This is a genomic window from Variovorax paradoxus B4 (assembly GCF_000463015.1).
Lineage (GTDB): Bacteria > Pseudomonadota > Gammaproteobacteria > Burkholderiales > Burkholderiaceae_C > Variovorax > Variovorax paradoxus_E.
This window is the reverse complement of sequence record NC_022247.1, coordinates 1,751,677-1,777,652: the sequence shown is the minus strand read 5'-3', so window position 1 is coordinate 1,777,652 and position 25,976 is coordinate 1,751,677. Positions and strand designations below refer to the sequence as shown.

The following is a 25,976-nucleotide window of genomic DNA, read 5'->3' as shown; positions in this document are numbered from 1 at the left end:
AATGTCGATGGGCATTGATGCCCGATACCGTTCATAAAAAGAGAAAGGCCGTCACAGGGACGGCCTTCGGCGGTGGATGGCTACAGGCAGTCGTCAGGCGACGCCATTGGCTTTGAACCAGGCCGTGGCGCGCTGCCATCCGTCTTCGGCCGCGCTCTTCACGTAGCTCGGGCGGTAGTCGGCATGGAACGCGTGGCCTGCTTCGGGATACACGACGAAGCTCGAAGCCTTGGCAGCCGGGGTTCCGGTGGCCAGGGCGGCTTTCATCTTATCAACCGTGTCAAGGGGGATGCCCTGGTCCTTGCCGCCGTAGAGCCCGAGCACGGGCGCCTGCAGACTGGCCGCGATGTCGATCGGGTGCCTGGGCGTGAGTTCGCTCGGCTGGCCGACCAGCCGGCCGTACCAGGCCACGCCGGCCTTGACCTTGCCGGTGGCCGCATAGAGCCACACGATGCGCCCGCCCCAGCAGAAGCCGGTGATGCCGGCCTTGGAGACATTGCCGCCGTTGGCCGCAGCATACGCCAGCGCGCCGTCGAGGTCGGCCAGCACCTGCGCATCGGGCACCTTGCTCACGATGTCGGCCTGCAGCTTGGGAATGTCGGTGTAGCTCTTCGCATCGCCCTGGCGCGCATAGAGTTCGGGCGCAATGGCCAGGTAGCCGAGCTGGGCGAAGCGCCGGCAGGTGTCGGCGATGTATTCGTGCACGCCGAAGATTTCCTGGATCACCAGGATCACGGGCAGGCCGGTCTTGCCGGCCGGCGCGGCCGCATAGGCCGGCACCTCGAAGCCATTGACGGTGTACTTGACCGGCCCGGCCTTCAGGCCTTCGGCCGAGGTGCTGATCGCGGTCTGCGCCATGACCGGCATGACCGCGGCCGCATAGCCCACGCCAATCGCGGCCTTGAGCGCAGTGCGGCGCGTGGCGCCCTGCTCTGTGCTCTCGCCGGGGCGAAGCGAATCGAAATCGGAACGGCTGTCGTCGCGAAGGGACATGGGAGGGGCTCCAGTTGAATCGTCGGACAAAGGGGCATGCGCGAAAACGCACGCCGCAATGTAGGCGAAACCGGCCCGGCCCGTATGTCAGCAGGGTTGCTTGCTAGTCGCGGTAGGCGCGGCGCGCCAGCGCGGCGGCCAGCACCTGCGCCGGGTCGACCAGGCTCAGCCCGGCCACGGCGGCCGAGCCCTGGAGCCCGAGCGGAACCTCGGTGCAGCCCATGATGATGGTGACCGGCCCGTGGCGTTGCGCGAGTTGCAGCGCCACTTGCGAAAAGCACGCTTCGGCGAGCTGCATGTTGCCTGCCTTGACGCCGTCGAAGATGCCGCGCGTGATGATGCGGCGCTCTTCGGCCAGCGGCACATGGCAATCGAGCCCCGCGTCGGCCAGCGCCTGATCGTAGAGCCGCACGCGGTAGGTGCCTTCGGTGGCCATCAGCGCCACGTTGCCCGCACCCTGCGCGGCAAGATGCTGCGCCACCTCGCGCGCCATGTGCAGCAGCTCGACCTGCGGGAAGCGTTCCTGCAGCCGGGCATGCCAGGCATGCGCGGTGTTGCAGGCAATGGCTACCGCCTGGCTGCCCAGCGCGGCAAGGCGCCCGAGCGCCTGCAGCATCGGCTCGAGCGGCTGGTGTGCGCCGTTCTCGGCCGAGCCCAGCGCATCGGTGCGGTCGGGCACCGGCACCTGCGCCAGCCAGTGCTCCGGAAAGGACTGGTCCCGCACCGGTTCCCCGCGCGAGCGCATCTGCTGCGCACAGGCCTGCACGAACAGCCGGACGAAGTCGGCCCCCGCCGCAGGGCCCATGCCGCCCAGAATGCCGACTACGTTCGTCGAAGCCATGATCTTTCTCTGAAGTGCGCGCAGCCTGGGAGCGAGCTCAGGTCGCCGGCTTGTCCGAAGGCGCCTTGATGTTGTCCTTGAGCTGCTGGCTCATGGGCAGGTTCAACGGCACGTTCTTCGGCGGGATCGGCGACATGAACCACTTGGTGTAGAGCTTCTCGAACTCGCCGCTCTTCATCATGCCGATGAAGGTGTCGTCCACCAGCTTCTTGAAGGCCGGGTCGTCCTTGGGCAGCATGCAGGCATAGGGCTCGACCTGCAGCGCCTCGCCCACCACCTCGTAGTCGGCCGGGTTCTTGGCATTGGCGATCAGGCCGAACAGCAGGATGTCGTCCATGGCAAAAGCCACGGCGCGGTCGCTTTCCACGAGCAGGAAGGCGTCGGCGTGGTCCTTGCCGAGCACGATGTCCATGTCGAGGTTCTTCTCGGTGTTGTACTTGCGCATGACCAGCGCATTGGTGGTGCCGGTGGTGCTGGCCACCGTCTTCTTGGCCAGATCGGCGTAGTCCTTGATCTTCGAGGACTTCTTCACCAGCAGGCGCGTGCCCGTGTAGAAATGGTTGACGGCAAAGGCCACGTCCTTGCCGCGCGCGCTGTTGTTGGTGGTGGAACCGCACTCCAGGTCGACGGTACCGTTGGTGATGAGCGGAATGCGGTTCTGCGAGGTCACCGGCATCAGCTGCACCTGCAGGCTGGGCTTGTTGAGCTTCTTCTTCACCGCCTCGACCACGGCGTTGGAGAGTTCGACCGAGAACCCGATCGGCTTGTTGGGGCCGTCCAGGTAGCTGAAGGGCACCGACGACTCGCGGTAGGCGAGCGTGATCTTGCCGGTCTCGGCGATCTTGGCCAGCGTGTCGGCGGCCTGGACGCCGGTGGCGGAAAGCAACACCACGGCAGCGGCGGCCATCAATGCGGAGAGTTTCATGCGAGCCTTCTTCAGATTGGTTGAACAGAGCGGCCAGTGTAAGAAGGAGTGACACGGCGCGACAATTCCAATTGAACCCTAGGTCATACCCAAAGGTTATGGGTCAGGCAAAGCCGGGCGGCAAGGCATGCGCTTTGGCTATGGGCCACCGCGCTTTTGGCATTTCCGGCCGGCGCGGCGCGCACCTACAGTCGATGCTGTCCCCTATTCACTCCCTCCCGGAAAGTTGCCTCCATGCATGTGTGTGTGCTCGGCGCCGGCATCGTGGGCCTGGCCACCGCCTGGCAGCTCGAACGCCGGGGCCACCAAGTCACGGTGATCGACCGCGCAGCCCCCGGTGCGGGCGCGAGCGGCGGCAACGGCGCGCAGCTGAGCTACTCGTACGTGCAGCCGCTGGCCGATCCGTCGATCTGGAAGCAGCTGCCCAAGCTGCTGCTCTCGCCCTCGTCGCCGCTCAAGCTGCGGCCCCAGCTCGACCCGCTCCAGTGGCGCTGGGGCCTGGCCTTCCTGGCCGCCTGCAATGCGGAAACCTCCCGCAGCACCACCGCGCAATTGCTCGCGCTGGCCGCGCTCAGCCGCACCGGATTCGAGGCGATGCAGGCCGACGTGGCGCCCGACTGCGACTTTTCCGCCACCGGCAAGCTGGTGCTGTACGCCAGTGCGGCCTCGCTCGACGGTGCACGCGCGCAGCTCGAACTGCAGCGCGCCATGGGCAGCGAGCAGCGCCTCGTCTCGCCCGACGAATGCGCTGCCATCGAGCCCGCGCTCGCGGGCTACCGCAGCCAGATGGCAGGCGCGGTCCATACGCCCAGCGAGTGCGCAGCCGACTGCCTCAAGGTCTGCGCCGAACTCATGCGGGTGCTCAGCGCGCGCGGCGTGCGCTTTCTGCTCGGCGCCGACGTGCACGGCTTCGCACGCAGCAACGGACGGGTGGCGGCGGTGCAGACGAGCGCCGGCGACGTCGAGGCCGAGGCCTTCGTGATGGCGCTGGGCTCGGCCTCGCACAGGCTGGGGCGCGCGCTGGGCGCCTACCTGCCGGTGTATCCGCTCAAGGGCTACAGCATCACGGTGGAGGTCGACCCCTCACCGGGCGCGGCGCCCCGCGTGAACGTGACCGACAGCGCCCGCAAGGTGGTGTTCGCGCGCATCGGCTCGCGGCTGCGCGTGGCGGGCATGGCGGAACTGGTGGGGCACGACGCGAGCATTCCGGCCACGCGCATCGAAACGCTGGCCGCCGCCACGCGCGCCGTGTTCCCGCATGCAAGCCGGCTCGAAGAATTGCATCCGTGGACCGGCATGCGGCCGGCCACGCCCAAGGGGCTGCCGATCATCGGGCGGCTGCCGAGCGCGCCGGCGAACATGCTGTTCAACACGGGCCACGGCGCGCTGGGCTTCACGCTGGCCTTCGGCTCGGCGCAGCGGATTGCGCAGGCACTGGAGAGCGCGGCTTCCTGAGTTGCCCCGCCACGGGTCAGACGGCCTGCTCGATCGCCTCGCGCATGCAGCGCGTGATGCCGCGCACCGCCACCGAATCGGGCCTCCCCGCGAAACGCAAGGCGCGCACCGGCACCGGAATGTGAGGCTCCAGCGCCAGCACGTCGACCTTGGCGGCGTCCGCCGAACGGGCCGTGCATCCATCGACCAGCGCCACGCCCAGCCCGTGGTGCGCCATCGACAGCGCCGCGTGGTAGGTCTGCACCGTGACCACCGCCTGCTGGAAGCCGACGCCCGCCTGGCGGCAGGCCTGGCTCAGGCTGGTGCCCACCGGGTCGCGGCTGTCGAGCCCGATCACCGGCCGGTCGACCAGGTCGTGCAGCGCCACCGAGCCGTTGCGCACCAGCGCGCGCGGCAGCATGCCCTTGGGCGCGATGCACACCATGCGCGTGTCGGCGAGCGTTTCCTGCGTGAGCGAGGGATGCACCGCGGGGCTGAAGACGAAGCCCACGTCGGCCTCCTGCAGCAGCAGCGCCGACATGATCTGCGGCGAGTGCAGCGACTCGACGGTGATCGAATAGCCAGGGTGCTTCTCGCGGAACGCCTTGAGCGCGCGCGGCAGCACCTCGTAGCTCAGCGCCAGCACGCTGAGGATGCGCAGCTCGCCGGTGTCGCTGCCCGCGCGCAGGTTGGCCGCGAGGCGCTGCACCTCGTCGAGCTGCGCAAACAGCCGCTCGATGTGCGGATACAGCGTGAGCGCCTCGGTGGTCGGCGTGAGCCGGCCCTTGGCGCGCTGGAACAGCGGAAAGCCCAGTTGCAGCTCGGCATGCTGCAAGGTGCGGCTCACCGCCGGCTGCGTGATGTTGATGAGCCGCGCCGCCGCGCTCACGCTGCCCGTGAGCATGATCGCGTTGAAGACCTCGATGTGGCGCAGGCGCATGGCGACGTCAGTTGCCGATTTTGCTGCGCGAGAGGTCCATCACCATGCGGGTTGCAAGATAGAGCCTCGGCTCGATGGAGTCGACCAGCACGTACTCGGCATCGGCCGAATGCGCGCCGAAGCCCTGCAGGCCGAAGCGCTCGACGACCGGCGCCTTGGTCTTGAGCGCGGCAAAGGCGGCATCGGTGCCGCCGCCGGCCACCTTGTCGTCGGCGCCCAGCGGCCGGCCGAGCTCGTCCTTGTAGATCTGCTGCGCATGCTTGGCGAGCGCGCGCGAGGCATCGGTGGCCTCCAGTGGCGGACGGCGGCGCTCGAACTTCATCTCGACCTTGGCCTCGGGAATCAGCTGCTTCTTCACGCGCTCCTGCACCTGCTGCTCGATGCGGTCGTAGTCGCTCACCTTGAGCACGCGCACGTCGGCGCCCGCGGTGGCGCTGGCCGGAATCACGTTGCGGTTGCTGCCCGCGCGCGAGATGGTCCAGTTCATCTTGAGCCCCGTGGCGGGGTCGGACAGGTCGCGCATCTGCAGGATCTGGTGCGACAGCTCGTAGAGCGCATTCACGCCCAGCTCCGGCGCCGACCCCGCATGCGAGGCCTTGCCCGTGACGTTCAGCGAGACCGAGGCAATGCCCGCGGTGGCCAGCGAGAGCTTGTCTTCCTTGACCGAGGCGCCCTCGAACGAGAGCACCGCGTCGTGCTCGCCGCCCAGCCGCGTGATGAGCGTGCGCGAACCCGGCGAGCTGATTTCCTCGTCGCCGTTGATCAGCACGGTGAGCGTGCCGTAGTCCTTGAACTTCAGCGCCTGCAGCATCGCGACCGTGTGCGTGATGACCGCCACGCCCTGCTTGTCGTCGGCAATGCCCAGGCCATAGGCCTTGTCGCCTTCGACGCGGAACGGCTGCTTGTTGAGCATGCCCACGGTGTAGACCGTGTCCATGTGCGCGATGAGCATGATCTTCTTCTTGCCCGTGCCCTTGAAGGTGGCGCGCACGACCCTGCCGATCTTCTCGGGCGTGTCTTCCATGCGGTAGGCCTCGGCGCTCGGGTCGATCAGCTCGACCTCGCCGCCCATGGCCTTGAATTTCGCGGCGATGAGGTCGGAGATCTTCTCCAGGCCTTCGAGGTCGCGGCTGCCCGATTCGATCGAGACCAGCTCCTTCAGCGTCTCGAGCAGCGCGGGCTTTTCCTTGGCGGCCAGCGAGGCGATGCGGGCATCGGGGGCGGCAAACGCGGTGCCGAGGCAGGCGGCGCAAACGGCGGCGAGCAGGAATTTGCGGGGCTGGAATGTCATGTGCGTGCTTCTTCTTTCTTTCGTTGGGCTGGGTCAGTGCGCCTTGTCCCAGTTGGGACCGATGCCGATCTCGGCCAGCAGCGGCACCTTGAGTTCCGCCACGCCGGCCATCAGGCGCGGGATTTCGGTGCGCACCCATTCGACCTCGGCCTCGGGTACTTCGAACACCAGTTCGTCGTGCACCTGCATGATCATGCGGGTGGCGCGCTTTTCTTCGTCAAGCACGTTCTGTACCTTGATCATGCTGAGCTTGATCAGGTCGGCCGCCGTGCCCTGCATCGGCGCGTTGATGGCCGCGCGCTCGGCGCCGCCGCGGCGCGGACCGTTGGGCGAATTGATCTCGGGCAGGTAGAGGCGCCGGCCGAACACGGTCTCGACGTAGCCCTTTTCCTTGGCCAGCGCCTTGGTCTCGTCCATGTACGCCTTCACGCCCGGATAGCGCGCGAAGTAGCGTTCGATGTAGGAAGCCGCGGCCTTGGTCTCGATGCCCAGGTTGCGCGCCAGGCCGAAGCTGCTCATGCCGTAGATGAGCCCGAAGTTGATCACCTTGGCATAGCGCCGCTGCTCGCTCGACACCTGGTCGGGCGTGGAGCCGAACACCTCCGCCGCAGTGGCGCGGTGCACGTCGATGCCGTCCCTGAAGGCGCGCAGCAGCGACTCGTCGCCGCTGATGTGGGCCATGATGCGCAGCTCGATCTGCGAGTAGTCGGCGCTCGCGATCACGCTGCCGGCCGGCGCAATGAAGGCTTCGCGCACGCGGCGGCCTTCGGGCGTGCGGATCGGGATGTTCTGCAGGTTGGGATCGTTGCTCGACAGGCGCCCCGTGACCGCCACCGCCTGCGCATAGTGCGTGTGGACGCGGCCGGTGCGCGGGTTGGCGAGCTGGCCCAGCTTGTCGGTGTACGTGCCCTTGAGCTTGGACAGGCCGCGGTGCTCGAGGATCTTGGCCGGCAGCGGATAGTCCTCGGCCAGTTTCTCGAGCACTTCCTCGTCGGTGCTGGGTGCGCCGCTCGGCGTCTTCTTGACCACCGGCAGGCCCAGCTTGGTGAAGAATATCTCGCCGATCTGCTTGGGCGAGCCCAGGTTGAAGGGCTGGCCCGCGATCTCGTAGGCCTCCTGCTCGAGCGCCATGATGCGCGTGCCGAGTTCGTGACTCTGTGCGGCGAGCGTGGGCGCGTCGATCAGCACGCCGTTGCGCTCGACGCGGTAGAGCGCCTCGCTCGAATCCATCTCGAGCTGGTAGATGAAGCGCAGCTTCTCGTCGCGCTCGATCTGCGGCCACAGCGCCAGGTGGACGTCGAGCGTCTGGTCGCTGTCCTCGCACGAATATTCGGCGGCCTTGGCGATGTCGACCTGGCTGAACGGGATCTGGTGCGCGCCCTTGCCGCACAGGTCTTCGTACGAGATGCCGCTGCGGCCCAGGTGGCGTTCGGCCAGGCTTGCGAGGCCGTGCGGCCGGTGCGCCTCGAGCACATAGCTTTGCAGCATGGTGTCGTGCGCATAGCCCTGCACCTCGATGCCGTGGTTGGCGAGCACGTGGCGGTCGTACTTGATGTGCTGGCCGAGCTTCTTCTTCGCCGGGTTTTCGAGCCAGGGCTTGAGCCTGGCGAGCACGTCGTCGATGGGCAGCTGCGCGGGCGCGTCGGGATAGTTGTGCGTGAGCGGAATGTAGGCCGCCGCGCCGGGCTCGATGCTGAAGCTCACGCCGACGATGCGCGCGACCATTTCGTCGAGCGACGTGGTCTCGGTGTCGATGGCGGCCAGCTCGGCGGCCTCGAGCTTGGCGAGCCAGGCGTCGAACTGCTCCCAGGTGGTGATGGTCTCGTACTGGAGGTTGCTCGCGGGCGCAGCGGCCTCCAGCGCGCCGAGCTCGGTCGATTCGTCGAACAGGCCACCCTGGTCGGTGCTCGCGGCGCCACCGCGGGCCATCTGCTTCTTGATGTTCTCCTCGATCAGCTCGGGCGGCACTTCCAGCGCCTCGATCGACTTGACCAGGCTCTTGAAGCCGAACCTTTCGTAGAAGGGCTTGAGCTCGGCGGTCTGCGGCGCGCCCACCGGCAGGCCTTCGAGCGAAGGCAGGCCGGCGACGTGCGTGGCCAGGTCGCAATCGGTGCGGATGGTGACGAGCTGGCGGCTCAGCGGTAGCTTGCCCAAGGCCTTGCGCAGGTTCTCGCCGGCTTGCCCCTTCACCTCGGCCGCGCGCTCGATCAGCGCGTCGAGCGAGCCGTATTCGAGCAGCCATTTGGCGGCCGTCTTGGGGCCGACCTTCTCGACGCCGGGCACGTTGTCGACGGCATCGCCGACCAGCGTCTGGTAGTCGATCATCAGGTTGGGCGGCACGCCGAACTCCGACGTGACTCCCGCCACGTCGCGCTTCTTGCCGTTCATCGTGTCGATGATGGTGATGTGCTCGTCCACCAGCTGGCTCAGGTCCTTGTCGCCGCTGGAAACGATGACCTCGATGCCCTGCCCGGCTGCGGTCTTGGCGAGCGTGCCGATCACGTCGTCGGCCTCGATGTCGGGCACGCACAGCACCGGCCATCCCATCAGCTTCACCACCTCGTGGATGGGGTCGATCTGGCTGCGCAGGTCGTCGGGCATCGGCGAGCGGTTGGCCTTGTATTCGGGGTACAGGTCGTCGCGGAAAGTCTTGCCGGGCGCATCGAAGATGCAGGCCGCGTAGTCGGCGCGCACCTCGCGGCGCAGCGCCGTCATCATGTTGATCATTCCGCGGATGGCGCCGGTCGCGGGGCTCTTCGGGTCGCCGGGCACTGCCCGCAGGTCGGGCATGGCATGGAAGGCGCGGTAGAGATAGCTCGAGCCATCGACGAGCAGCAGCGTTTTCTTGTCGGTCATCGGGCCATTTTGCCGTGCCCGGACCGGCATCCCGAACCACGCTGTCAAGCGCCGCCCGCCGACACCCTGAAAGCGCCCCGCGCCTACAATCCATGCATGCCTAGCCCCACACTCCTGGTCGCCCGCCGCATCCTGCTGGCGCTGGCCTTTGCCGTTCCTGTTGCCGCCGTCCAGGCGCAGCCCGCACCCGTCGCAACGCCTGCGCCGGCCGAGCCGCTACAAAATCAGGAGCAGGCCGACGGCCGCCGCAACCAGAAGGTCGAGCACATCCACACGGAAGACAGCGGCGCCTCGGTCGACGAGGTGCGCTATGGCGGCCGCACGCAGAGCATCAACGTGAAGCCCAAGGCCAACGTGCCGGGCTACGAGGTGCGGCCCAACGATCCAGGCGCGCGCACGGGTTCGGGCGATGCCAACTCGAACGGCAACGGCGCCCGGGTCTGGAACGTGATGAAGTTCTGACCGTGCTGCGCCTTCCATCGGCAGCGAGACGCTGAGCACCGCCATGGCAGTTTTTACCGAAGTCGAATTCGGCGAGGCCGACGCGCTCGTGCAGCGCCTCGGCCTGGGCCCCCTGCGCGAGCTGCGCGGCATCGAGGGCGGCATCGAGAACACCAACTATTTCGCGACCGCCGAAAGCGGCGAGTTCGTGCTGACGCTGTTCGAGCGCCTCAGCGCCGAGCAGCTCCCCTACTACCTTTGTCTCATGAAGCACCTGGCGGGCCGCGGCCTGCCGGTGCCCGAGCCGGTGGCCGATCCGGCCATCCAGCCGCCCTCGGGCCATGCGCTGACGATTCCCGCGAACGCCCCGTGCGAGCTGCTGCTCAAGGTGGCGGGCAAGCCGGCCGCGCTGGTGCAGCGGCTCTCGGGCCGAAGCGAACTGGCGCCGGGCACGGCCCACTGCACCGAACTGGGCGCCATGCTGGCGCGCATGCACCTGGCCGCGCGCGACTTTCCGCGCATCCAGCCGAACCTGCGCGGCCTCGCGTGGTGGAACGACACCGTGCCGGTGGTGCTGCCGTACGTCGACGAATCGCAGGCAGCGCTGCTGCGCGCCGAGCTCGCCTACCAGAACCACATTGCCGAATCGTCGGCCTACGCGGCGCTGCCGCGCGGGCCCGTGCATGCCGACATGTTCCGCGACAACGTGATGTTCGCCACCGGCGAACACGCCGGCGCGGCGCCACGCCTCACCGGCGTGTTCGACTTCTATTTCGCGGGCACCGACACCTGGCTGTTCGACCTGGCCGTGTGCCTGAACGACTGGGCCATCGATCTCTCGAGCGGCGAACACGATGCCGAACGCGCCGACGCGCTGCTCGCGGCCTACGAAACCGTGCGCCCGCTGAATGCGGCCGAGCGCGCCCTGTTGCCCGCGATGCTGCGCGCCGCGGCGCTGCGCTTCTGGATTTCGCGGCTGTGGGACTTTCACCTGCCGCGCGAAGCCAGCATGCTGAAGCCGCACGATCCGGCGCACTTCGAACGCGTGCTGCGCGAGCGCGTCTACCACCCGCACGTCATGGCGCAGTCGCTCGAGCCGCTGGCCGCCTGATTCTCAAAAAATGAAACTCCACATCGTGCCGGCGCGAACCGGCGCCGAATGGGTCCGCCTCGGGCTCAAGACCTTCTGGCGGCAGCCGCTCGCCTTCGTCTCGCTGTTCTTCCTGCTGATGGCGCTGATCTCGACGGTGTCGCTGCTGCCGCTCGTCGGCAGCGTGCTGGCGCCGATCCTGCTGCCCTTCATGACGCTGGGCCTGATGGTGGCCACTTCGGTGGCCTACACCGACAACGCAGAGGGCGTCGGCACCGCCGGCCACGCGCAGCGGCCCACCGGCTCCGCCATGTTCGTGGCGGTGGCCGCCGCCATGCGCACCGAATGGCGCGCGCTGGTCAAGCTCGGGGTGATCTCGGCGGCGTACTTCGTGGTGGCCGTGCTGCTCACGAGCTTCATCGACGGCGGGCAGCTGGCACGCGCCTACCTGCTCGACGACATGCCGTCGGCCGAGACCCTGGCGAGCAGCGACTTCCAGGTGGCACGCATGTTCCTGATGTGCCTGAACCTGCCGCTCTCGCTGGCGATGTGGCACGCCCCGGCACTCGTGCACTGGCACGGCGTGGAGCCGGTGAAGAGCATCTTCTTCAGCGTGGTGGCGCTGTTTCGCAACTTCGGCGCCTACGCCCTCTTCGTGCTGGCGTGGTTCGGCGTGTTCCTGCTCGCGGGCATCGGAATGGGGCTCATCGCCACCGTGCTGATCGGCGTGGGCGCGGCGGCCGGCGGCGCCGCCCTCATCGGCAACGTGCTGATCGTGGGATCGGCGCTGGTGCTCGCGGCCATGTCGCTGAGCTCCACGTGGTTCACCTTCCGCGACAGCTTCGATCCGAACTGACCGCCGGGCAGCCCGCCGGCCCGGGACAGCCGGCAGCCGCCGGCCGGTTCCAATGGCCGACCCGGCCGGTGCTCACACCGGCGTGAGCTTGGCCACCGACAGGGCGAGCCACTTCACGCCATGCCGGGTGAACTTGACCTGCGCGCGCGCGTCGTCGCCCGTGCCTTCGAGCGACAGCACCGTGCCTTCGCCGAACTTGTTGTGGAACACTTGCATGCCCGAGCGCAGGCCGTGCGAGGGCGCGGTCTTCTGCGGCGGCACCGGCGGGCTCGCGAAGGTGTCCTTGCTGCCACCGTAGCCGCCACCGCTGCCGCTGCCGTAACTGCCACCGCCGCCGCGCGTGCTGGCATAGCCGCCGCCATAGCCGAAGGCCGAGGGCGTGAAGGCCTGGTTCTTCGGCGTGAGCCACTTGAGCGCGCCTTCGGGCAGCTCTTCGAAGAAGCGGCTCTTCACGTTGTAGCGCGTCTGGCCGTGCAGCATGCGCGTTTGCGAATGGCTCAGGTACAGGCGCTTGCGCGCGCGCGTGATCGCCACGTACATCAGGCGGCGCTCTTCCTCGAGGCTCTCGAAATCGCTCATCGAGTTCTCGTGCGGGAACAGGCCCTCTTCCATGCCGGTGATGAACACGCAGTCGAACTCCAGGCCCTTGGCGGCGTGAACGGTCATCAACTGCACCGCGTCCTGCCCGGCCTGCGCCTGGTTGTCGCCCGACTCGAGCGCTGCATGCGTGAGGAACGCGGCCAGCGGGCTCAGTGTTTCGCCGGTTTCGGCATCGGGCGCGAGCGGCTCGTCGATGACGGGCTGGTTCGGGTCGATGCCCTGGCTCGCGGGCGACTGGCGCAGTTCGTCGATGGGCAGCGCCACTGCATCGCGGCCGAAGCCTTCCTGCGTGACGAAGCTCTCGGCCGCGTTCACCAGCTCTTCCAGATTCTCGATCCGGTCGGCGCCTTCGCGGTCGGCCTTGTAGTGTTCGACGAGGCCGCTGTGGTCGAGCACCAGCTCGATGATCTCGCGCAGGCTCACGCCCTGGGTCTGCTCGCGCAGCACGTCGATCTTGGCAACGAAGCCAGTGAGGTTGGCACCGGCCTTGCCGCCGACGACGCTCACCGCATCGTGCAGCGAACGCCCCGCCGTTCGCGCCGCATCCTGCAGCTGCTCCAGCGTGCGCGCGCCGATGCCGCGCGGCGGAAAGTTGACCACCCGCAGGAAGCTGGTGTCGTCGTCCTTGTTCTCGAGCAGGCGCAGGTAGGCCAGCGCGTGCTTGATCTCGGCGCGCTCGAAGAAGCGCAGGCCGCCGTACACGCGGTACGGCACCGAGGCGTTGAAAAGCGCCGTTTCGATCACCCGGCTCTGCGCATTGCTGCGGTAGAGCACGGCCATTTCCTTGCGGTCGAAGCCGTCGCGCACGAGCTGGCGCATTTCCTCGACCATCCACTGCGCCTCGGCCAGGTCGGTGGGCGACTCGTACACGCGCACCGGCTCGCCGGGGCCCTGGTCGGTGCGCAGGTTCTTGCCCAGGCGCTTCTTGTTGTGGCTGATGAGCTCGTTGGCCGAGTCGAGGATGTTGCTGTAGCTGCGGTAGTTCTGCTCCAGCTTGATCTGGTGCTGCACGTCGAACTCGCGCACGAAGTCGGCCATGTTGCCCACGCGCGCACCGCGAAAGGCGTAGATGCTCTGGTCGTCGTCGCCCACCGCGATCACGCTGTTGTGCTCGCCCGGCACGAACTGGCCAGCGACGGTGTTGCCCGCGAGCATCTTGATCCACGCGTACTGCAGGCGGTTGGTGTCCTGGAACTCGTCGATCAGGATGTGGCGGAAGCGCCGCTGGTAGTGCTCGCGCACCGGGTCGTTGTCGCGCAGGAGCTCGTAGCTGCGCAGCATGAGCTCGCCGAAATCGACCACGCCTTCGCGCTGGCACTGCTCTTCGTAGAGCTGGTAGAGCTCGACCTTCTTGCGGTCGTCCTCGGTGCGGATTTCGACGTCTTTCGGACGCAGGCCGTCTTCCTTGGCGCCGGCAATGAACCACTGGGTCTGCTTGGCCGGAAAGCGCTCGTCGTCGACATTGAACTGCTTCATCAGCCGCTTGATGGCCGAGAGCTGGTCCTGCGTGTCGAGGATCTGGAAGGTGGACGGCAGGTTGGCCAGCTTCCAGTGCGCGCGCAGGAGGCGGTTGCACAGGCCGTGGAAGGTGCCGATCCACATGCCGCGCACGTTGACCGGCAGCATCGCCGTCAGCCGCGTCATCATTTCCTTGGCGGCCTTGTTGGTGAAGGTCACGGCCAGGATGCCGCCGGCGGAGACCTGGCCGGTCTGCAGCAGCCAGGCGATGCGGGTGGTCAGCACCCGCGTCTTGCCCGAGCCGGCGCCGGCGAGGATCAGGGCATTGCCCGCAGGCAGGGTGACCGCGGCGCGCTGTTCCGGGTTGAGGTTGGCGAGCAGGGGCGAATCGGCCGCTGGGGATGGGGGTGCGCCGGCAGTGGCGTCGTACGAGCCGAAAAGAGACATCCCGGCATTGTAGGAAGCCGGGGCGTCCCGACGCGGCGGCGGGGTCGCCCGCGCCCTTACTTCACGAGTTTCAGCGTGCCCTTCATGATCGAGGAATGGCCGGGGAAGGAACAGAAGAAGGTGTAGCTGTCGGCCGCGCCCAGCTTGGCGACCGGAAAGGTCACGCTGTCGCTTTCGCCGCCACCGATGACCTTGGTGTGCGCCACGACGCGCGCGTCGCCGGCCTTCACATAGTTTTGCGGCAGGCCCGCAGCGATGCCGTCGGCGGCGACCGCCTGCACGTCGGCCGTCTTGGCAAGCACCCAGTTGTGGCCCATGGCCTGCTTCGGCAGCTTGCCGACGTGCTTGAGCTTGACGGTGAATTCCTTGCAGCTCCTGCTCACCTCAATGGCGGGCTTGTTGAACTGCATGGCATCGTTGCCTTCGATCTCGATGCTGCAGTCGGCAGCAAAGGCGGAGGAAGAAGAAGCGAGCGCCAGGACGGCGATGGCAGCGAGGCGGTGACGAAGCATGGGAACAATCTCCAGGAAAAACGAAAGGCGGCGCACAGCGTGCAGCGGTGGCCGCATTGTCGAGCGCGGCCGCCGCACGGCACTGATCTGCATCAAATGGTGCCGCCGCATGGTGCTTTTCACCACAGGCCCATGCAACTGTTGATCTGGATCAGAGATCCGGAGACAGCGCGTGCCGAGACTGCCTGCGACTGTCAATCCCGTGTCGGTCACAACTGGAAATCCCATGACCATGAAGAAGAATCTCGCGCGCGCCGCTGCCGCCGCCGCCCTCCTCGGCACCCTGTGCGCCGCCCCTGCCCTGGCCCAGGAAGCACAGGGCAACTGGCTGGTACGCGCCCGCGCCGTCCATCTGGACCCGGCCAACCACTCGGATCCGATCGGCAAGCTGGCCGTGCCGGCCGACGCCATCACGATCAACGGCAAGACGATTCCCGAAGTCGATTTCACCTATTTCTTCACGCCGAACGTCGCCGCCGAACTGGTACTGACGGTTCCGCAAAAGCAGAAGGTCACGGTGGCGCAGAGCGCACTCGGAGGGCCGGTGGCCATCGGCACCTTCAAGCACCTGCCGCCGACGTTGATGCTGCAATACCACTTCATTCCCGACGGCCCGATTCGTCCCTACCTGGGCGCCGGCCTGAACTACACGCGCATCAGTTCGGTCAATCTCGATGTGCCGACGGTGGGCCGGCTCGGCCTCGATCACGACAGCTTCGGCCTGGCCATCGGCGGCGGCGTCGACATTGCGCTCACCAAGAACGTGTTCCTGAACTTCGACCTGAAGAAGGTGCAGATCCGCACCGGTGTGAGCCTGGCCGGCACCAGGATCTCCAAGGTGAAGGTCGACCCGCTGCTGGTCGGCGTGGGCATCGGCTATCGCTTCTGAGCGAGCCGCTGGAGGTGGTTGCGCGGCCGGGCAGACCGGCCGGCGAATAAGGTCTATACGAAAGTGCGGAGGAAGGCGAGGCGCCACCTCCCTATAATCAATCACCGGGCCCAAGTTTCTTGTCGCCCGGTTTTTTTGTGCCTGCACGGCGCCAATCGACCGGGCCGGGACCAAGCGCCCACGCCGCCGAAATCGTTCCGCGGCGCACCTTTCGCAGGAGCTTGGTTTCTCATGCAAATTTTCGATTACGACAACATCCTTCTGCTGCCGCGCAAGTGCCGCGTGGAAAGCCGCTCGGAGTGCGACGCCAGCGTGACGCTCGGCGCACGCAGCTTCCGCCTGCCGGTGGTGCCGGCCAACATGAAGACGGTGGTCGACGAGCCGATCTGCCTGTGGCTGGCGCAGAACGGCTACTTCTACGTGATGCACCGCTTCGATCTCGACAACGTCAAGTTCGTCAAGCAGATGCACGGCAAGGGCGTGTTCGCCTCGATTTCGCTGGGCGTGAAGAAGCCCGACTACGACACGGTCGACCAGCTGGCGGCCGAGGGCCTGGTGCCCGAATACATCACGATCGACATCGCGCACGGCCATGCCGACAGCGTGAAGAACATGATCGGCTACCTGAAGCAGAAACTGCCGGGCTCCTTCGTGATCGCCGGCAACATCGGCACGCCCGAAGCCGTGATCGACCTGGAAAACTGGGGCGCCGACGCCACCAAGGTCGGCATTGGCCCGGGCAAGGTCTGCATCACCAAGCTCAAGACCGGCTTCGGCACCGGCGGCTGGCAGCTCAGCGCGCTCAAGTGGTGTGCGCGCGTGGCAACCAAGCCGATCATCGCGGACGGCGGCATTCGCGACCATGGCGACATCGCCAAGAGCGTGCGCTTCGGCGCCTCGATGGTGATGATCGGTTCGCTCTTCGCGGGGCACGAGGAATCGCCTGGCCGGACCGTGGAGGTCGACGGCGCGCTCTTCAAGGAGTACTACGGCTCCGCCAGCGACTTCAACAAGGGCGAATACAAGCACGTCGAGGGCAAGCGCATCCTCGAGCCCATCAAGGGCAAGCTGGCCGACACGCTGATCGAGATGGAGCAGGACGTGCAGAGCTCCATCAGCTACGCGGGCGGCCGCTCGCTGATGGACATCCGCAAGGTCAACTACGTCACGCTCGGCGGCGACAACGCGGGCGAGCACCTGCTGATGTAAGCCCTGCCCTGCTAGGCCTCCAGGAGCTGCACCGCGTCGCGGTGCAGCCTGTGGGCCGGGTCCGCCAGCGCATCGACGATGCTGAAGTGGTTCAGCCCCGGCAGCGATTCGCACACGGGCACGGCGTTGCGGCCCCAGGCCTCGCGGATCAGCGCGTTATGGCGGATGAATTCCTCGCTTTCGTCGGCGCCCACCAGCGCATGCAGCTGGCCGCGCGCGGGGGCCGGCCACAGCGCCGGGCTGGCGCGCAGCGCATCCGCATCGCCGAGCTTCAGCACGTTCTCCAGGAACGGCGTGCGCTGCAGCGGCCGAAGGTCGTAAAGGCCCGAGATCGACAGCGCATTGCGCACCAGCTGCGCCGGCAGGTCCGGCGAGACTGCCTTCCAGTTGCAGGCCAGCAGCGCGGCCGCCATGTGGCCGCCGGCCGAATGGCCCGCCACGGTGATGCGCGAAGGGTCCGCGCCAAAGCTCGCGGCATTGCGCCAGGTCCACTCGAGCGCGCGCACCATCTGCATGACGATGCCGGGCACGGTGACGGGTTCCTCCGCCGTTCCGGGGCACAGTGCGTAGTTGGGCATCACCACGCACACGCCGCGGTCGTTGAACGCGGGCGCAATGAACGAATGGTCCCGCTTGTCCATCGCGCGCCAGTAGCCGCCGTGAATGAACACCAGCACCGGTGCGCCGGGCACGGGTGCCGGAAAGATGTCGAGCGTCTCGTTCACGCCCCGGCCATAGGGCACGTCGATCCGGCCGGGCAAGGTTTCGCGCACGGCTTGCGAGTCGCGGCCCCAGCGGGCGAAGTACGCCGGGTGATCCTTCACGCGCGCAAGATTGTTGTACATGCCTTCCAGCCAGGCGGGCTCGTACGAGGCCATGCGGGTTGTGCTTTCCTTCTTTTTTCGAAGCGCGTATCTTGGCATGCGGGCCATGCGTTCCCGGGCCTGTTCCGGTTAAAATCCAGCTTGCGTTGGGGGGGTAGCTCAGCTGGGAGAGCGCCGCGTTCGCAATGCGGAGGTCGTGAGTTCGATCCTCATCCTCTCCACCATCCCATCAGAAGGGCTCGGATTTTTCCGAGCCCTTTTTCTTTGCCTAGCCCCTGGGCACTTTCGGCCCGCGATGCATCCGCCAGCCGGGATGTCGCAATTTGCTTCATTCGGTAACAAAAGTACACATTGCAAACGGGGTTAACCGAAAAGTATTGCTTTCGACTACGAAAGTAGTAATGTGAAATCCTCGCAGATATTAAATTTGGTGCAAAAGTGAACCAAGGTGTTACTTCTCAAAGCTTCCCTCCCAGGGGCATGGGCACCTTGTCGTGGTTGGCTGACAGGGCATGAGCCGCTCTTTGCACTTGAAAAAACGCCATGCAAGCCAACTCCATCGACCCGGATTACGGGACCGACTCCAGCCTCACCGCCGATGCGCTCATGGTGTCGCGGATGCGGCTGGTGCTGGCGGTGTCCGCGCTGCTGGCGGTCGCGGTTGACCTTCGCGACCCACAGCAACGGGTAGGCAGCGCCGTCTGGCTCGCGTTTTCCTGCTATGCGCTCTACAGCCTGGGCGTGTACATCTGCACACGAAAAGGCCAACCCTATTTCCAGGGCAAGGCCATCCATTGGTTCGACGTGCTGTGGTTCACGCTGATCGTCTTCGCGACCGGCGGCATCGGAAGCCTCTATTTCCTCTTCTACTTCTTCGCCATCCTCACCTCGTCCTTCCGATGGGGATACGAGGAAGGCGCCCGGGTAACCATGGCCTCGGTAGCCTCGTTGGCCGTGTGCGGCCTGGGCACGAGCATCGCAAGCGACACGCCACAGCTGCTGATGCGCACCACCTTCCTGCTGGCGCTGGGGCACATGATCGGGCACTGGGGCGGATCGAAAGTCGAGCTGAGGCGGCGCCTTTCGCTCCTGAGCCAGGTAAGCCGGCTGTCGAATCCCAGGTTCGGCGTCGCCCGCACGATCGCCAGCACCCTGGAAAAGACGCTGGCGTTCTACAAGGCAAGCCACTGCGTTCTCCTGACGCGCGACACGGCAACCAGCAGCTGGGTCATGCGCACCCTCAGGCAAAGCCATGTGGGCGAGGCGGTCGACGTCGAGACGATCGGCGATGCCTTCGATTCGCCGCTGATGGCACTGAACCCCGGGCACATCGTGCTGCGCAATCGCCTGCCCTGGCCGCTGAACCGGCTGTGCGTGCAGGGCCATGCCTTCGACCTTCGCCTGCGCCGCTGGTACGCACAGGACGAGCCCGGCCTGCGGCGCAGCACCGCGGTTGCCGCCATGCTGGAGGCGCGCTCCTTCATCAGCGCCCCGCTGCCAATGCGCCAGGGAGAGGGGCGGATCTACGTGTCGTCCAGCGAGGGGCTGTTCCGCAAATCGGATGCGCTGTTCCTGGCGCACATGATGGGCCAGGTCTTTCCGGTGATCGAGACGATCGGGGTGCTCGACCGGATGGCCTCGGAGGCCGCCTCGAAGGAGCGCCTGAAAATCTCGCTGGATCTGCACGACACCGCGATCCAGCCCTACATCGGCCTGAAGCTGGGGCTGAGCGCGCTGCGCAAGAAGGCGGGCGCCGACAATCCGCTGGTCGATGACCTGGACAAGCTGGCCAGCATGGCAGAGAGCGTGGTGGCCGACCTGCGCCACTATGCGGGCGTCGTCAAGCATGGCGGGGAAAGCCACTGCGAGTTCATTCTTCCGCACCTGCACCGCCAGGCTGCGCGCATCAAGACGCTCTACGGCATCGACATGGAGATCCTGGTCGATGGCGATGTCCACCTCGACGACCGCATGACGGCCGAAGTGCTCCAGCTGGTGCGCGAAGGACTCAACAACATCTGCAAGCACACCCATGCGCACCGCGGCCGCATCCACATCGGCTGCACGGACGGCGGGCTGCAGATCCGGATCGAAAACGAGTCCTGCGGCATGGACTTCACGGATTTCCGCCCACGTTCCATCAGCGAACGCGCAGCCGCCCTGGGCGGAAGCGCGCAGGTCAGCCAGGGTGCGGGCGGCGCCACGGCAGTACTGATCGAAATACCCATCTAAGAAGGCGAAGGTGTCAACATGCAATCCACAGCCACGCACCCCATCGGCGTCATGCTCGTAGACGATCACCAGACCATGCTGTGGGGCCTGTCGAGACTGATCGACGGCGAGCAGCCGCGCATGAAGGTCGTCGCCACCGCCAACTGCTGCGAGCAGGCCCTGGAACAGACCGAGCACGTCGTGCCCGATGTCATCCTGCTCGATCTGGACCTGGGAGGCCGATGCTCCCTCGACATACTTCCGAAGCTGCTGTCGAACGACGTCTCGCGCGCGCTCATCCTCACGGCGGAACGCAGCCAGCAGACGCTGGACCTCGCCGTGCTGCGCGGCGCAAGAGGCGTGTTGTGCAAGGACGCTTCCGCGGAGCAGGTGCTCGATGCGATCTCGCGCGTCCACAACGGCGAGCTGTGCATCGACGCGCAGGCCATGGGCCGCGTGTTCTCCGAACTGACTTCGCAAAAGAAGCCGGCGAAGGCCGACCCCGAAGCGGCCAAGATCGCGAGCCTCACGCAGAAGGAACGGCAGATCATCCGCGCCGTCGTGGAAGGCAGCGGCGCCGCCAACAAGACGCTCGCCGCGCGGCTGTTCGTGACCGAGCACACCTTCCGCAATCACCTCACGTCGATCTACCAGAAGCTCGACGTGGCCAATCGGCTCGAACTCTACATCTACGCCATCAAGCATCAGCTCGACGCCGCGCCCCATTGAGCGCGGGCGCCGGGCTCAATGCCCGCCGCCGAGCATCGGCCCGATGATGCGAACCACGCGGATGGCCGCCGGCGCAAGAATGACCAGCGAGATGGCCGGGAAGATGCACAGCACCAGCGGCAGCAGCATCTTGGTCGGCACCTTGGCGGCCAACTCTTCCGCGCGAACCTGGCGCTTGTGGCGCAGGTCGTCCGAGAAAACGCGCAGCGATTCGCCGATGCTGGTGCCGAACCGGTCGGCCTGGGTCAGCATGGTGGCGAAGGTTCCGATTTCCTCCACGCCCGTGCGCAGCGCGAGGTTGTGCAGCGACTTCTCGCGCGTGCCGCCCGCGCGCATCTCAAGATTGGTCCAGTGCAGTTCCTGCGCCAGGGCCACGCTCTTGACGCGGATCTCCTCGGTGACCTTGACCAGCGCGGCATCGAGCCCAAGGCCCGCCTCGACGCACACCAGCATCAGGTCGGCGGCATCGGGAAAGTTCTCGAAGATCTCGCGTTGGCGCCCCTTGATCATCACGCGCAGCACGATGTTGGGCAGATAGCAGCCGAACAGCGCCGCAACCGCCAGCCACAGCAGGGTCGTGAGCCCGTCGCCCGCCCCTGCCGCGCGCATCGCCACAAAGACCAGGCCGGCAAGGCCGAGGGGCAGCAACGTCTTCAGGCCGAAGTAGAGAAGGCTCGCATCCGGGTGGCGGATGCCTGCGTTCAGGAACTTCAAGCGCAGCGGTGAGGTCTCGCCGTCGCCCGTGGGCGATGACAGCTGGGCGAAGGGGCCGACGACCTTGACGGCGGTCTCGGCCCAAGCCGACTTGCCAGATGAAGGCGCTACCGCCCGCAGGCGCTGCTCGGTGCGCGTGGGCAGCATCCAGACCGCGAATCCGCCGATGGCGAGGGACACGGTAACGAACACGAGGATGGGAAGCAGCATGGCATTTCTCCTTCAGACACGAATCTTCACGATCTTGCGCAGAATCACCACGCCGACCACCATCAGGGCCAGCATGTACTTGACGACCGTCTGCCCTATCGGATCGGTCCACAGCGGCGACATGAACTCCGAATTGAAGATGTTCATGAGTGCCGCCAACGCAAAAGGCATCAGGCCCAGAATCCAGGCCGACAGCCGCCCTTCCGACGACAGCACCCGCACCCGTGCCAGCAGCTTGAGCCGGTCGCGAATGAGCCGGCTCAGGTTGCCGAGCACCTCGGTCAGGTTGCCGCCGGAGTCGCGCTGGATCAGCACCGAGACCACGAAGTAGCGCAGGTCGGTGAGCGGCACGCGTTCGCTCAGGTTCGTGAGCGCCTGCTGCAGCGAGACCCCGAAGTTGACCTCGTCGGCCACCATGCGGAACTCGCTGGCAACGGGATCCGGCATTTCCTCGCCGATCATCTGCACGCTGCTGGCGAACGAATGCCCCGCGCGCAGTGCACGTGTCACCAGGTCCAGCGCGTCCGGCAACTGCCGCTCCAGATGCGCCAGGCGGCGGCTGCGCCGATGATTCAGGTAGAGCAGTGGCACCGCGGCGCCGGCAACGCCTGCCAGCAAGGCAATCCACGCGGGCTGGTTCGCAAGCGACACCATCGCGAAGAAGGCAAGCACACCGGACAGCGCGCAGGCCAGCAGCACGTGGGACACCGTCCACTCCAGCCCGGCCTGAAGAATGAAGCGATCCAGGCCATGGGCTCGCGGGAGCTTCAGCAGAACGCGCTGCAGCCACGGCGCATCGCTGAGCACACGGTCCTTCACCAGCCGTGCCTGCGCGATGCGGTCGGTGGCGGCGGACAGCGCCTGCAGCCGCTTGCCGATCTTCTGCGCCTCGGGGCCCCGGTAGGAACGCCACAGCATGTACAGGCCCTCGATCACCATCAGCACCGTCACGAAGACCAACACCGACAGCGTAATGAGCGTGTCGCCAACCAGATTGTCGAACATGATGGCCTCCTATTCGTAGTGCTTGTCGGGATCGAACATGGTGTCGGGCAGCACCACGCCGAAGGCGTGCAGGCGCTCGACGAATTTCGGCCGGACGCCCGTGGCATGGAAGTACCCGCGCACCCGGCCATCGGGGCCCATGCCGGTCTGGCGGAACGCGAAGATCTCCTGCATCGTGACCACCTCGCCTTCCATGCCGGTAATTTCCTGGATGCTGGTGACCTTGCGCCGTCCATCGACCAGACGCAGGACCTGGATCACGACGGTGATGGCCGATGCGATCTGCTGGCGCACGGAATGATGCGGAAGGTTCAGGTTGGCCATGCTGATCATGTTCTCCAGCCGCGCCAGCGCATCGCGCGGGCTGTTCGCGTGGATGGTGGTCAGCGAGCCTTCGTGGCCGGTGTTCATCGCCTGCAGCATGTCGACCGCCTCGGCGCCGCGCACCTCGCCAATCACGATGCGGTCGGGCCGCATGCGCAGTGCGTTTCGCACCAGCGCGCGCTGCGTGATCTCGCCCTTGCCTTCGATGTTCATCGGCCGGGTTTCCATGCGGGCCACGTGCGGCTGCTGGAGCTGGAGCTCGGCCGCGTCCTCGATGGTGATGATGCGTTCGGTGGCGGGAATGAAGCCGGAGAGAATGTTCAGCAGCGTCGTCTTGCCGGCGCCGGTGCCGCCGGAGATCAGCATGTTGATCTTCGCGCTGGCCAGCCCTTCGAGCATCAGCCCCATCTGCGGCGTCAGCGTCTTGAGGTCGTTCACCAGGTTTTCCATCTTCAGCGGAATCTTCGCGAAGCGGCGAATCGACATCATCGGGCCGTCCAGCGCCACCGGCGCGATCACCGCATTGACGCGCGATCCGTCCGGCAACCGGGCATCGACCATGGGGCTGGACTCGTCGATGCGCCGCCCCACCAGCGAGACGATCTTGTCGATGATGCGCAGCAGGTGCTTCTCGTCGGTGAAACTGACGTCCGTCAGCTCCAGGCGGCCCTTGCGCTCGACATAGATCTGGTCATGCGAGTTGACCAGGATGTCGGACACCGTCGGGTCGGCCATCAGCAGCTCGATCGGCCCGAAGCCGAGCATTTCGTGCTGGATGTCGCGGATCAGCGTGCGCCGCTCGATGTCGTTCAGCGCCTCGGGCTCTTCCTGCAGCAGCCGCGTGACCATGGTGGAGATCTCATGGCGCAGCACCTCGGGCTTCAGGGTTTCAAGCACCGCCAGGTCGAAGCGGTCCAGCAGCTTCAGGTGCATCCGCTCCTTCAGGAGCTTGTAGGAGTCCGAGGCAAAGGATGAAAGCGCTGCATCGGCCAAGGGCGGCGCCGGCGAGCGCGCAACCGGCTCGGCTTCGATCGCATTGAGCTGTTCTCTGAATGACATGTGGACCTGCCTTGCTGTTGGAAGAAGAAGATTCGTAGGGGTGCAACGCGGGAATCAGGCGCGGCGAAAGAGCCGGCCGATGAAGCCCGGTGCTTCCTTCGGGCGTGGACTGAGCGTTTGGGAGATCTCCTCGAGCCGCTTGCAGAGCGCGCTGCCCCGCGACATCTCCGCCAGGGGCACGCCGCGGTTGATCGAGGCGTCCACGTCCTTGCCGCCGTCGGGCACGCTGACCAGCGTGGCCCCGCCCAGCGAGCGGCGCATCTCGGACAACCCGATCTCTCCGCCAACGGCACTGCGGTTGACCAGCAGTTCGACCTTGCCGGCCGGATAGCCCAGCGACTTGAACACCTGCATGAGGCGCGTCACATTGCGGATGTGCGGCAGGCTGGGCTGGAGCACCGGAAAAATGCGATCCGCGCGGTCCAGCACGCGGATGGTGAGCGGATCAATGCGCAGGCCCAGGTCGAACAGCACGAAGTCGTACTGGGCCGCGGCCACTTGAAGGATCGCATCGATGTGCTCGGCCTTGACCTCCAGGGCCCGCGAGAGGTCCTCTGGAGCGGCAAGAATGCTGAATCCCGGCGCCACCTTCACCGCGCTGGCGGCAAGCAGCGAGGCATCGAGCCGGCCGATGTCGCGGGCCACGTCGGCCACCGTGGAGGTGGGCCGCAGGTCGCTCACATAGGAAAGGGCATCGCCAAACTGCAGGTTCAGGTCGATCAGCAGCACCGAGCGCCGCGTGGAGAGCTGATGCCCGATGTTGGTCGCCAGAAAGGTGGCACCGCTGCCGCCCTTGCACGGCATGAACGCGACCACCTGCCCCGGCTCGCGCGTCTGCGCCCCCGCCATCTTGAGCGCGATGCGCTCCACGGCCGCCTCGAGCGCCGCGGGCTCGGGCGGCGAAGGCAGCACTTCGCGTACGCCCGAACGCATGGCAAGAATCAGGAACTCGGGCGTCTGCATGGCGCACAGCAGCACCACCGCGATGGCGGGATGGCGCATCGTGAGCTGCTCCACCATCGCCAGTTCCTGGGGATCGCAGCACATGCCGTCCACCAGCAGCAGCTCGGGCGCCGATCGCTCGACCACCCATTGCATGCGGCTCTTGCCTCCTTCGAACGGCGAGACCACGTGGGAGCGGGCCTCCAGCACCTTGCGCATGTCCTGCAGATGGCCGAGATTGGGGGAGATGATGGAGATCTTCATGGCGGGTTCCGTTTCGTCTCTACGAGCAGATGGTCGGGCTGTGGGGGTCCTGCCGCATGACTTCTCGCGGCAGGAAGGCGGAAAAAGTCGGCATCGGGATCAGCGGCGCCGTCGCCCCGACGATGGGCGAAATCCATTGGTAGTTGAGCCCGGTGATGCCCACCGTGACGCCTTGGCAGGTGGCGGCCGTGCAGCCCGCCGGCGTCCAGGCCACGCTCACCGCGGTGATCTGCGGCAGCAAGGCCTGCATGCGGGCAAGCACCAGCGCCTGCTGGCCGGTGTCGTCGCACACCACCGCGTAGCGCGCGCCGGCGCGCGTGGCCTCGCTGGCCGCATTCCAGGTGAACAGCATGCGCGCAAAGTCCACGATGCCCAGGACCAGCATGAGGAAAACGAGCAGGCCCAGCGCAAACTCGACAGTGGTCGCCCCGGATGTGCGGTGTCTCATGATGGCGCCCTCATGGTGGCGGTGATGTCGCTGAAGACGAGATCGCCGTTTGCATCGGCGAAGGCGATGCCCATCACCGAAGGAAAGAGCGAGTGGAAGGTGTAGCTGCTGATGCGTACCGTCACGGTCGTGATGAGCGGATTCGCCCCCGTCGTCTGCCAGGTGCAGCAACTGCCCGCGGGCACGTTCGCGAGGCTCAGGCCGCGCGCCAGCGGCACGCCCGTACCGTCGATGTTGCCGAACACCATCAGGTTGCGCGCCTCGGCGATGTGCGAATTTGGCGTCTGGACCGACAAGTAGCGGACCGCGTCGCGCGTCGACTTGACGACCAGGTTGTATTCGTACATCGCTCGGCCGAACTCGGTCGTGATGAAGGTGAGCAGCAGCAGGAGCGGCGTGATGAGCGCCAGCTCGACCAGCGCCGCGCCGCGCTGCCGCCTGTGATTGGATGTCTTTTTCATGTG

At 66.5% G+C, this 25,976-nt stretch carries 23 protein-coding genes and 1 tRNA gene; 9 read left to right on the top strand and 15 right to left on the bottom strand.

Annotated elements, in window-relative coordinates:
* Positions 1-93: 93 nt before the first annotated feature.
* The 3 genes from VAPA_RS08115 to VAPA_RS08105 form a co-directional block, all read right to left on the bottom strand.
* On the bottom strand, positions 94-993 hold the full coding sequence (locus tag VAPA_RS08115; RefSeq protein WP_021006282.1) for a dienelactone hydrolase family protein: 900 nt from the start codon (positions 991-993) through the stop codon (positions 94-96).
* A gap of 103 nt (positions 994-1,096) precedes the next feature.
* Entirely contained in the window at positions 1,097-1,834 is a 738-nt protein-coding gene (locus tag VAPA_RS08110) for an aspartate/glutamate racemase family protein (RefSeq protein WP_021006281.1), read from the bottom strand.
* A 37-nt stretch (positions 1,835-1,871) separates the two neighbouring features.
* Positions 1,872-2,759 (bottom strand): transporter substrate-binding domain-containing protein, encoded by an 888-nt coding sequence (locus VAPA_RS08105; protein WP_021006280.1) that lies wholly within the window; start codon positions 2,757-2,759, stop codon positions 1,872-1,874.
* A 234-nt stretch (positions 2,760-2,993) separates the two neighbouring features.
* Here VAPA_RS08105 and VAPA_RS08100 point away from each other — a divergent pair, with 234 nt between their 5' ends.
* The gene (locus VAPA_RS08100) at positions 2,994-4,214 is read left to right on the top strand and encodes a D-amino acid dehydrogenase (RefSeq protein WP_021006279.1); all 1,221 of its coding nucleotides are present in this window, start codon (positions 2,994-2,996) and stop codon (positions 4,212-4,214) included.
* 16 nt (positions 4,215-4,230) lie between these two features.
* On the opposite strand, the gene VAPA_RS08095 is transcribed toward VAPA_RS08100, so the two are convergent.
* Genes VAPA_RS08095 through polA form a run of 3 tightly spaced genes read right to left on the bottom strand, consistent with a single transcriptional unit; the run spans position 4,231 to position 9,280 of the window.
* On the bottom strand, positions 4,231-5,133 hold the full coding sequence (locus tag VAPA_RS08095) for a LysR family transcriptional regulator (protein WP_021006278.1): 903 nt from the start codon (positions 5,131-5,133) through the stop codon (positions 4,231-4,233).
* 7 nt (positions 5,134-5,140) lie between these two features.
* Positions 5,141-6,424: a M20/M25/M40 family metallo-hydrolase gene (locus VAPA_RS08090; protein ID WP_021006277.1), complete on the bottom strand. Its 1,284-nt coding sequence runs from the start codon at positions 6,422-6,424 to the stop codon at positions 5,141-5,143.
* 33 nt (positions 6,425-6,457) lie between these two features.
* A complete protein-coding gene (gene polA, locus VAPA_RS08085) occupies positions 6,458-9,280 on the bottom strand; it encodes a DNA polymerase I (RefSeq protein ID WP_041946044.1) in 2,823 nt (940 codons plus the stop codon).
* Between the two features lie 96 nt (positions 9,281-9,376).
* Here polA and VAPA_RS08080 point away from each other — a divergent pair, with 96 nt between their 5' ends.
* From VAPA_RS08080 to VAPA_RS08070, 3 genes are read left to right on the top strand one after another with little or no spacing between them, the layout of a single operon-like run.
* Positions 9,377-9,742, top strand: a complete 366-nt coding sequence (locus VAPA_RS08080; protein ID WP_021006275.1) for a hypothetical protein — start codon at positions 9,377-9,379, stop codon at positions 9,740-9,742.
* A 43-nt stretch (positions 9,743-9,785) separates the two neighbouring features.
* Entirely contained in the window at positions 9,786-10,832 is a 1,047-nt protein-coding gene (locus VAPA_RS08075) for a homoserine kinase (protein WP_021006274.1), read from the top strand.
* Positions 10,833-10,842: 10 nt separating this feature from the next.
* Positions 10,843-11,667 (top strand): BPSS1780 family membrane protein, encoded by an 825-nt coding sequence (locus VAPA_RS08070; protein ID WP_021006273.1) that lies wholly within the window; start codon positions 10,843-10,845, stop codon positions 11,665-11,667.
* Positions 11,668-11,739: 72 nt separating this feature from the next.
* Here VAPA_RS08070 and VAPA_RS08065 read toward each other — a convergent pair whose 3' ends face one another.
* Together VAPA_RS08065 and azu are read right to left on the bottom strand one after the other, a co-directional pair.
* Positions 11,740-14,172, bottom strand: a complete 2,433-nt coding sequence (locus tag VAPA_RS08065) for a UvrD-helicase domain-containing protein (RefSeq protein WP_021006272.1) — start codon at positions 14,170-14,172, stop codon at positions 11,740-11,742.
* A gap of 56 nt (positions 14,173-14,228) precedes the next feature.
* Complete coding sequence (gene azu / locus VAPA_RS08060) at positions 14,229-14,684, bottom strand: azurin (protein ID WP_021006271.1); 456 nt, start codon at positions 14,682-14,684, stop codon at positions 14,229-14,231.
* A 232-nt stretch (positions 14,685-14,916) separates the two neighbouring features.
* Here azu and VAPA_RS08055 point away from each other — a divergent pair, with 232 nt between their 5' ends.
* A complete protein-coding gene (locus tag VAPA_RS08055) occupies positions 14,917-15,573 on the top strand; it encodes an OmpW/AlkL family protein (RefSeq protein WP_041946371.1) in 657 nt (218 codons plus the stop codon).
* A gap of 231 nt (positions 15,574-15,804) precedes the next feature.
* Positions 15,805-16,782 (top strand): GMP reductase, encoded by a 978-nt coding sequence (locus VAPA_RS08050; RefSeq protein ID WP_021006269.1) that lies wholly within the window; start codon positions 15,805-15,807, stop codon positions 16,780-16,782.
* An 11-nt stretch (positions 16,783-16,793) separates the two neighbouring features.
* On the opposite strand, the gene VAPA_RS08045 is transcribed toward VAPA_RS08050, so the two are convergent.
* Entirely contained in the window at positions 16,794-17,660 is an 867-nt protein-coding gene (locus tag VAPA_RS08045; RefSeq protein WP_021006268.1) for an alpha/beta hydrolase, read from the bottom strand.
* A 94-nt stretch (positions 17,661-17,754) separates the two neighbouring features.
* Between VAPA_RS08045 and VAPA_RS08040 the strand changes: the two genes are divergently transcribed.
* The 3 genes from VAPA_RS08040 to VAPA_RS08030 all read left to right on the top strand — a co-directional run bounded on the left by VAPA_RS08040 (position 17,755) and on the right by VAPA_RS08030 (position 20,546).
* Positions 17,755-17,830, top strand: a tRNA-Ala gene (locus VAPA_RS08040).
* A gap of 319 nt (positions 17,831-18,149) precedes the next feature.
* Positions 18,150-19,838, top strand: coding sequence for a sensor histidine kinase (locus VAPA_RS08035; RefSeq protein WP_021006267.1), 1,689 nt, complete (start codon positions 18,150-18,152; stop codon positions 19,836-19,838).
* Positions 19,839-19,856: 18 nt separating this feature from the next.
* Positions 19,857-20,546, top strand: a complete 690-nt coding sequence (locus VAPA_RS08030; protein ID WP_021006266.1) for a response regulator — start codon at positions 19,857-19,859, stop codon at positions 20,544-20,546.
* A gap of 15 nt (positions 20,547-20,561) precedes the next feature.
* Here the strand turns inward: VAPA_RS08030 and VAPA_RS08025 are convergent, their stop codons facing one another.
* Genes VAPA_RS08025 through VAPA_RS08000 form a run of 6 tightly spaced genes read right to left on the bottom strand, consistent with a single transcriptional unit; the run spans position 20,562 to position 25,973 of the window.
* Positions 20,562-21,470 carry a type II secretion system F family protein gene (locus VAPA_RS08025; protein WP_021006265.1) on the bottom strand — a complete coding sequence of 303 codons (909 nt, stop codon included), beginning with the start codon at positions 21,468-21,470 and terminating at the stop codon, positions 20,562-20,564.
* Between the two features lie 12 nt (positions 21,471-21,482).
* Positions 21,483-22,475 (bottom strand): type II secretion system F family protein, encoded by a 993-nt coding sequence (locus tag VAPA_RS08020; protein ID WP_021006264.1) that lies wholly within the window; start codon positions 22,473-22,475, stop codon positions 21,483-21,485.
* 9 nt (positions 22,476-22,484) lie between these two features.
* Positions 22,485-23,858: a CpaF family protein gene (locus VAPA_RS08015; protein WP_021006263.1), complete on the bottom strand. Its 1,374-nt coding sequence runs from the start codon at positions 23,856-23,858 to the stop codon at positions 22,485-22,487.
* Positions 23,859-23,912: 54 nt separating this feature from the next.
* Positions 23,913-25,064, bottom strand: coding sequence for an AAA family ATPase (locus VAPA_RS08010; RefSeq protein ID WP_021006262.1), 1,152 nt, complete (start codon positions 25,062-25,064; stop codon positions 23,913-23,915).
* Positions 25,065-25,083: 19 nt separating this feature from the next.
* Entirely contained in the window at positions 25,084-25,512 is a 429-nt protein-coding gene (locus VAPA_RS08005) for a TadE/TadG family type IV pilus assembly protein (protein ID WP_021006261.1), read from the bottom strand.
* Positions 25,509-25,973, bottom strand: a complete 465-nt coding sequence (locus tag VAPA_RS08000) for a TadE/TadG family type IV pilus assembly protein (protein ID WP_021006260.1) — start codon at positions 25,971-25,973, stop codon at positions 25,509-25,511. Before VAPA_RS08000 ends, VAPA_RS08005 begins: the two co-directional genes overlap by 4 nt.
* Between the last annotated feature and the right edge of the window lie 3 nt (positions 25,974-25,976).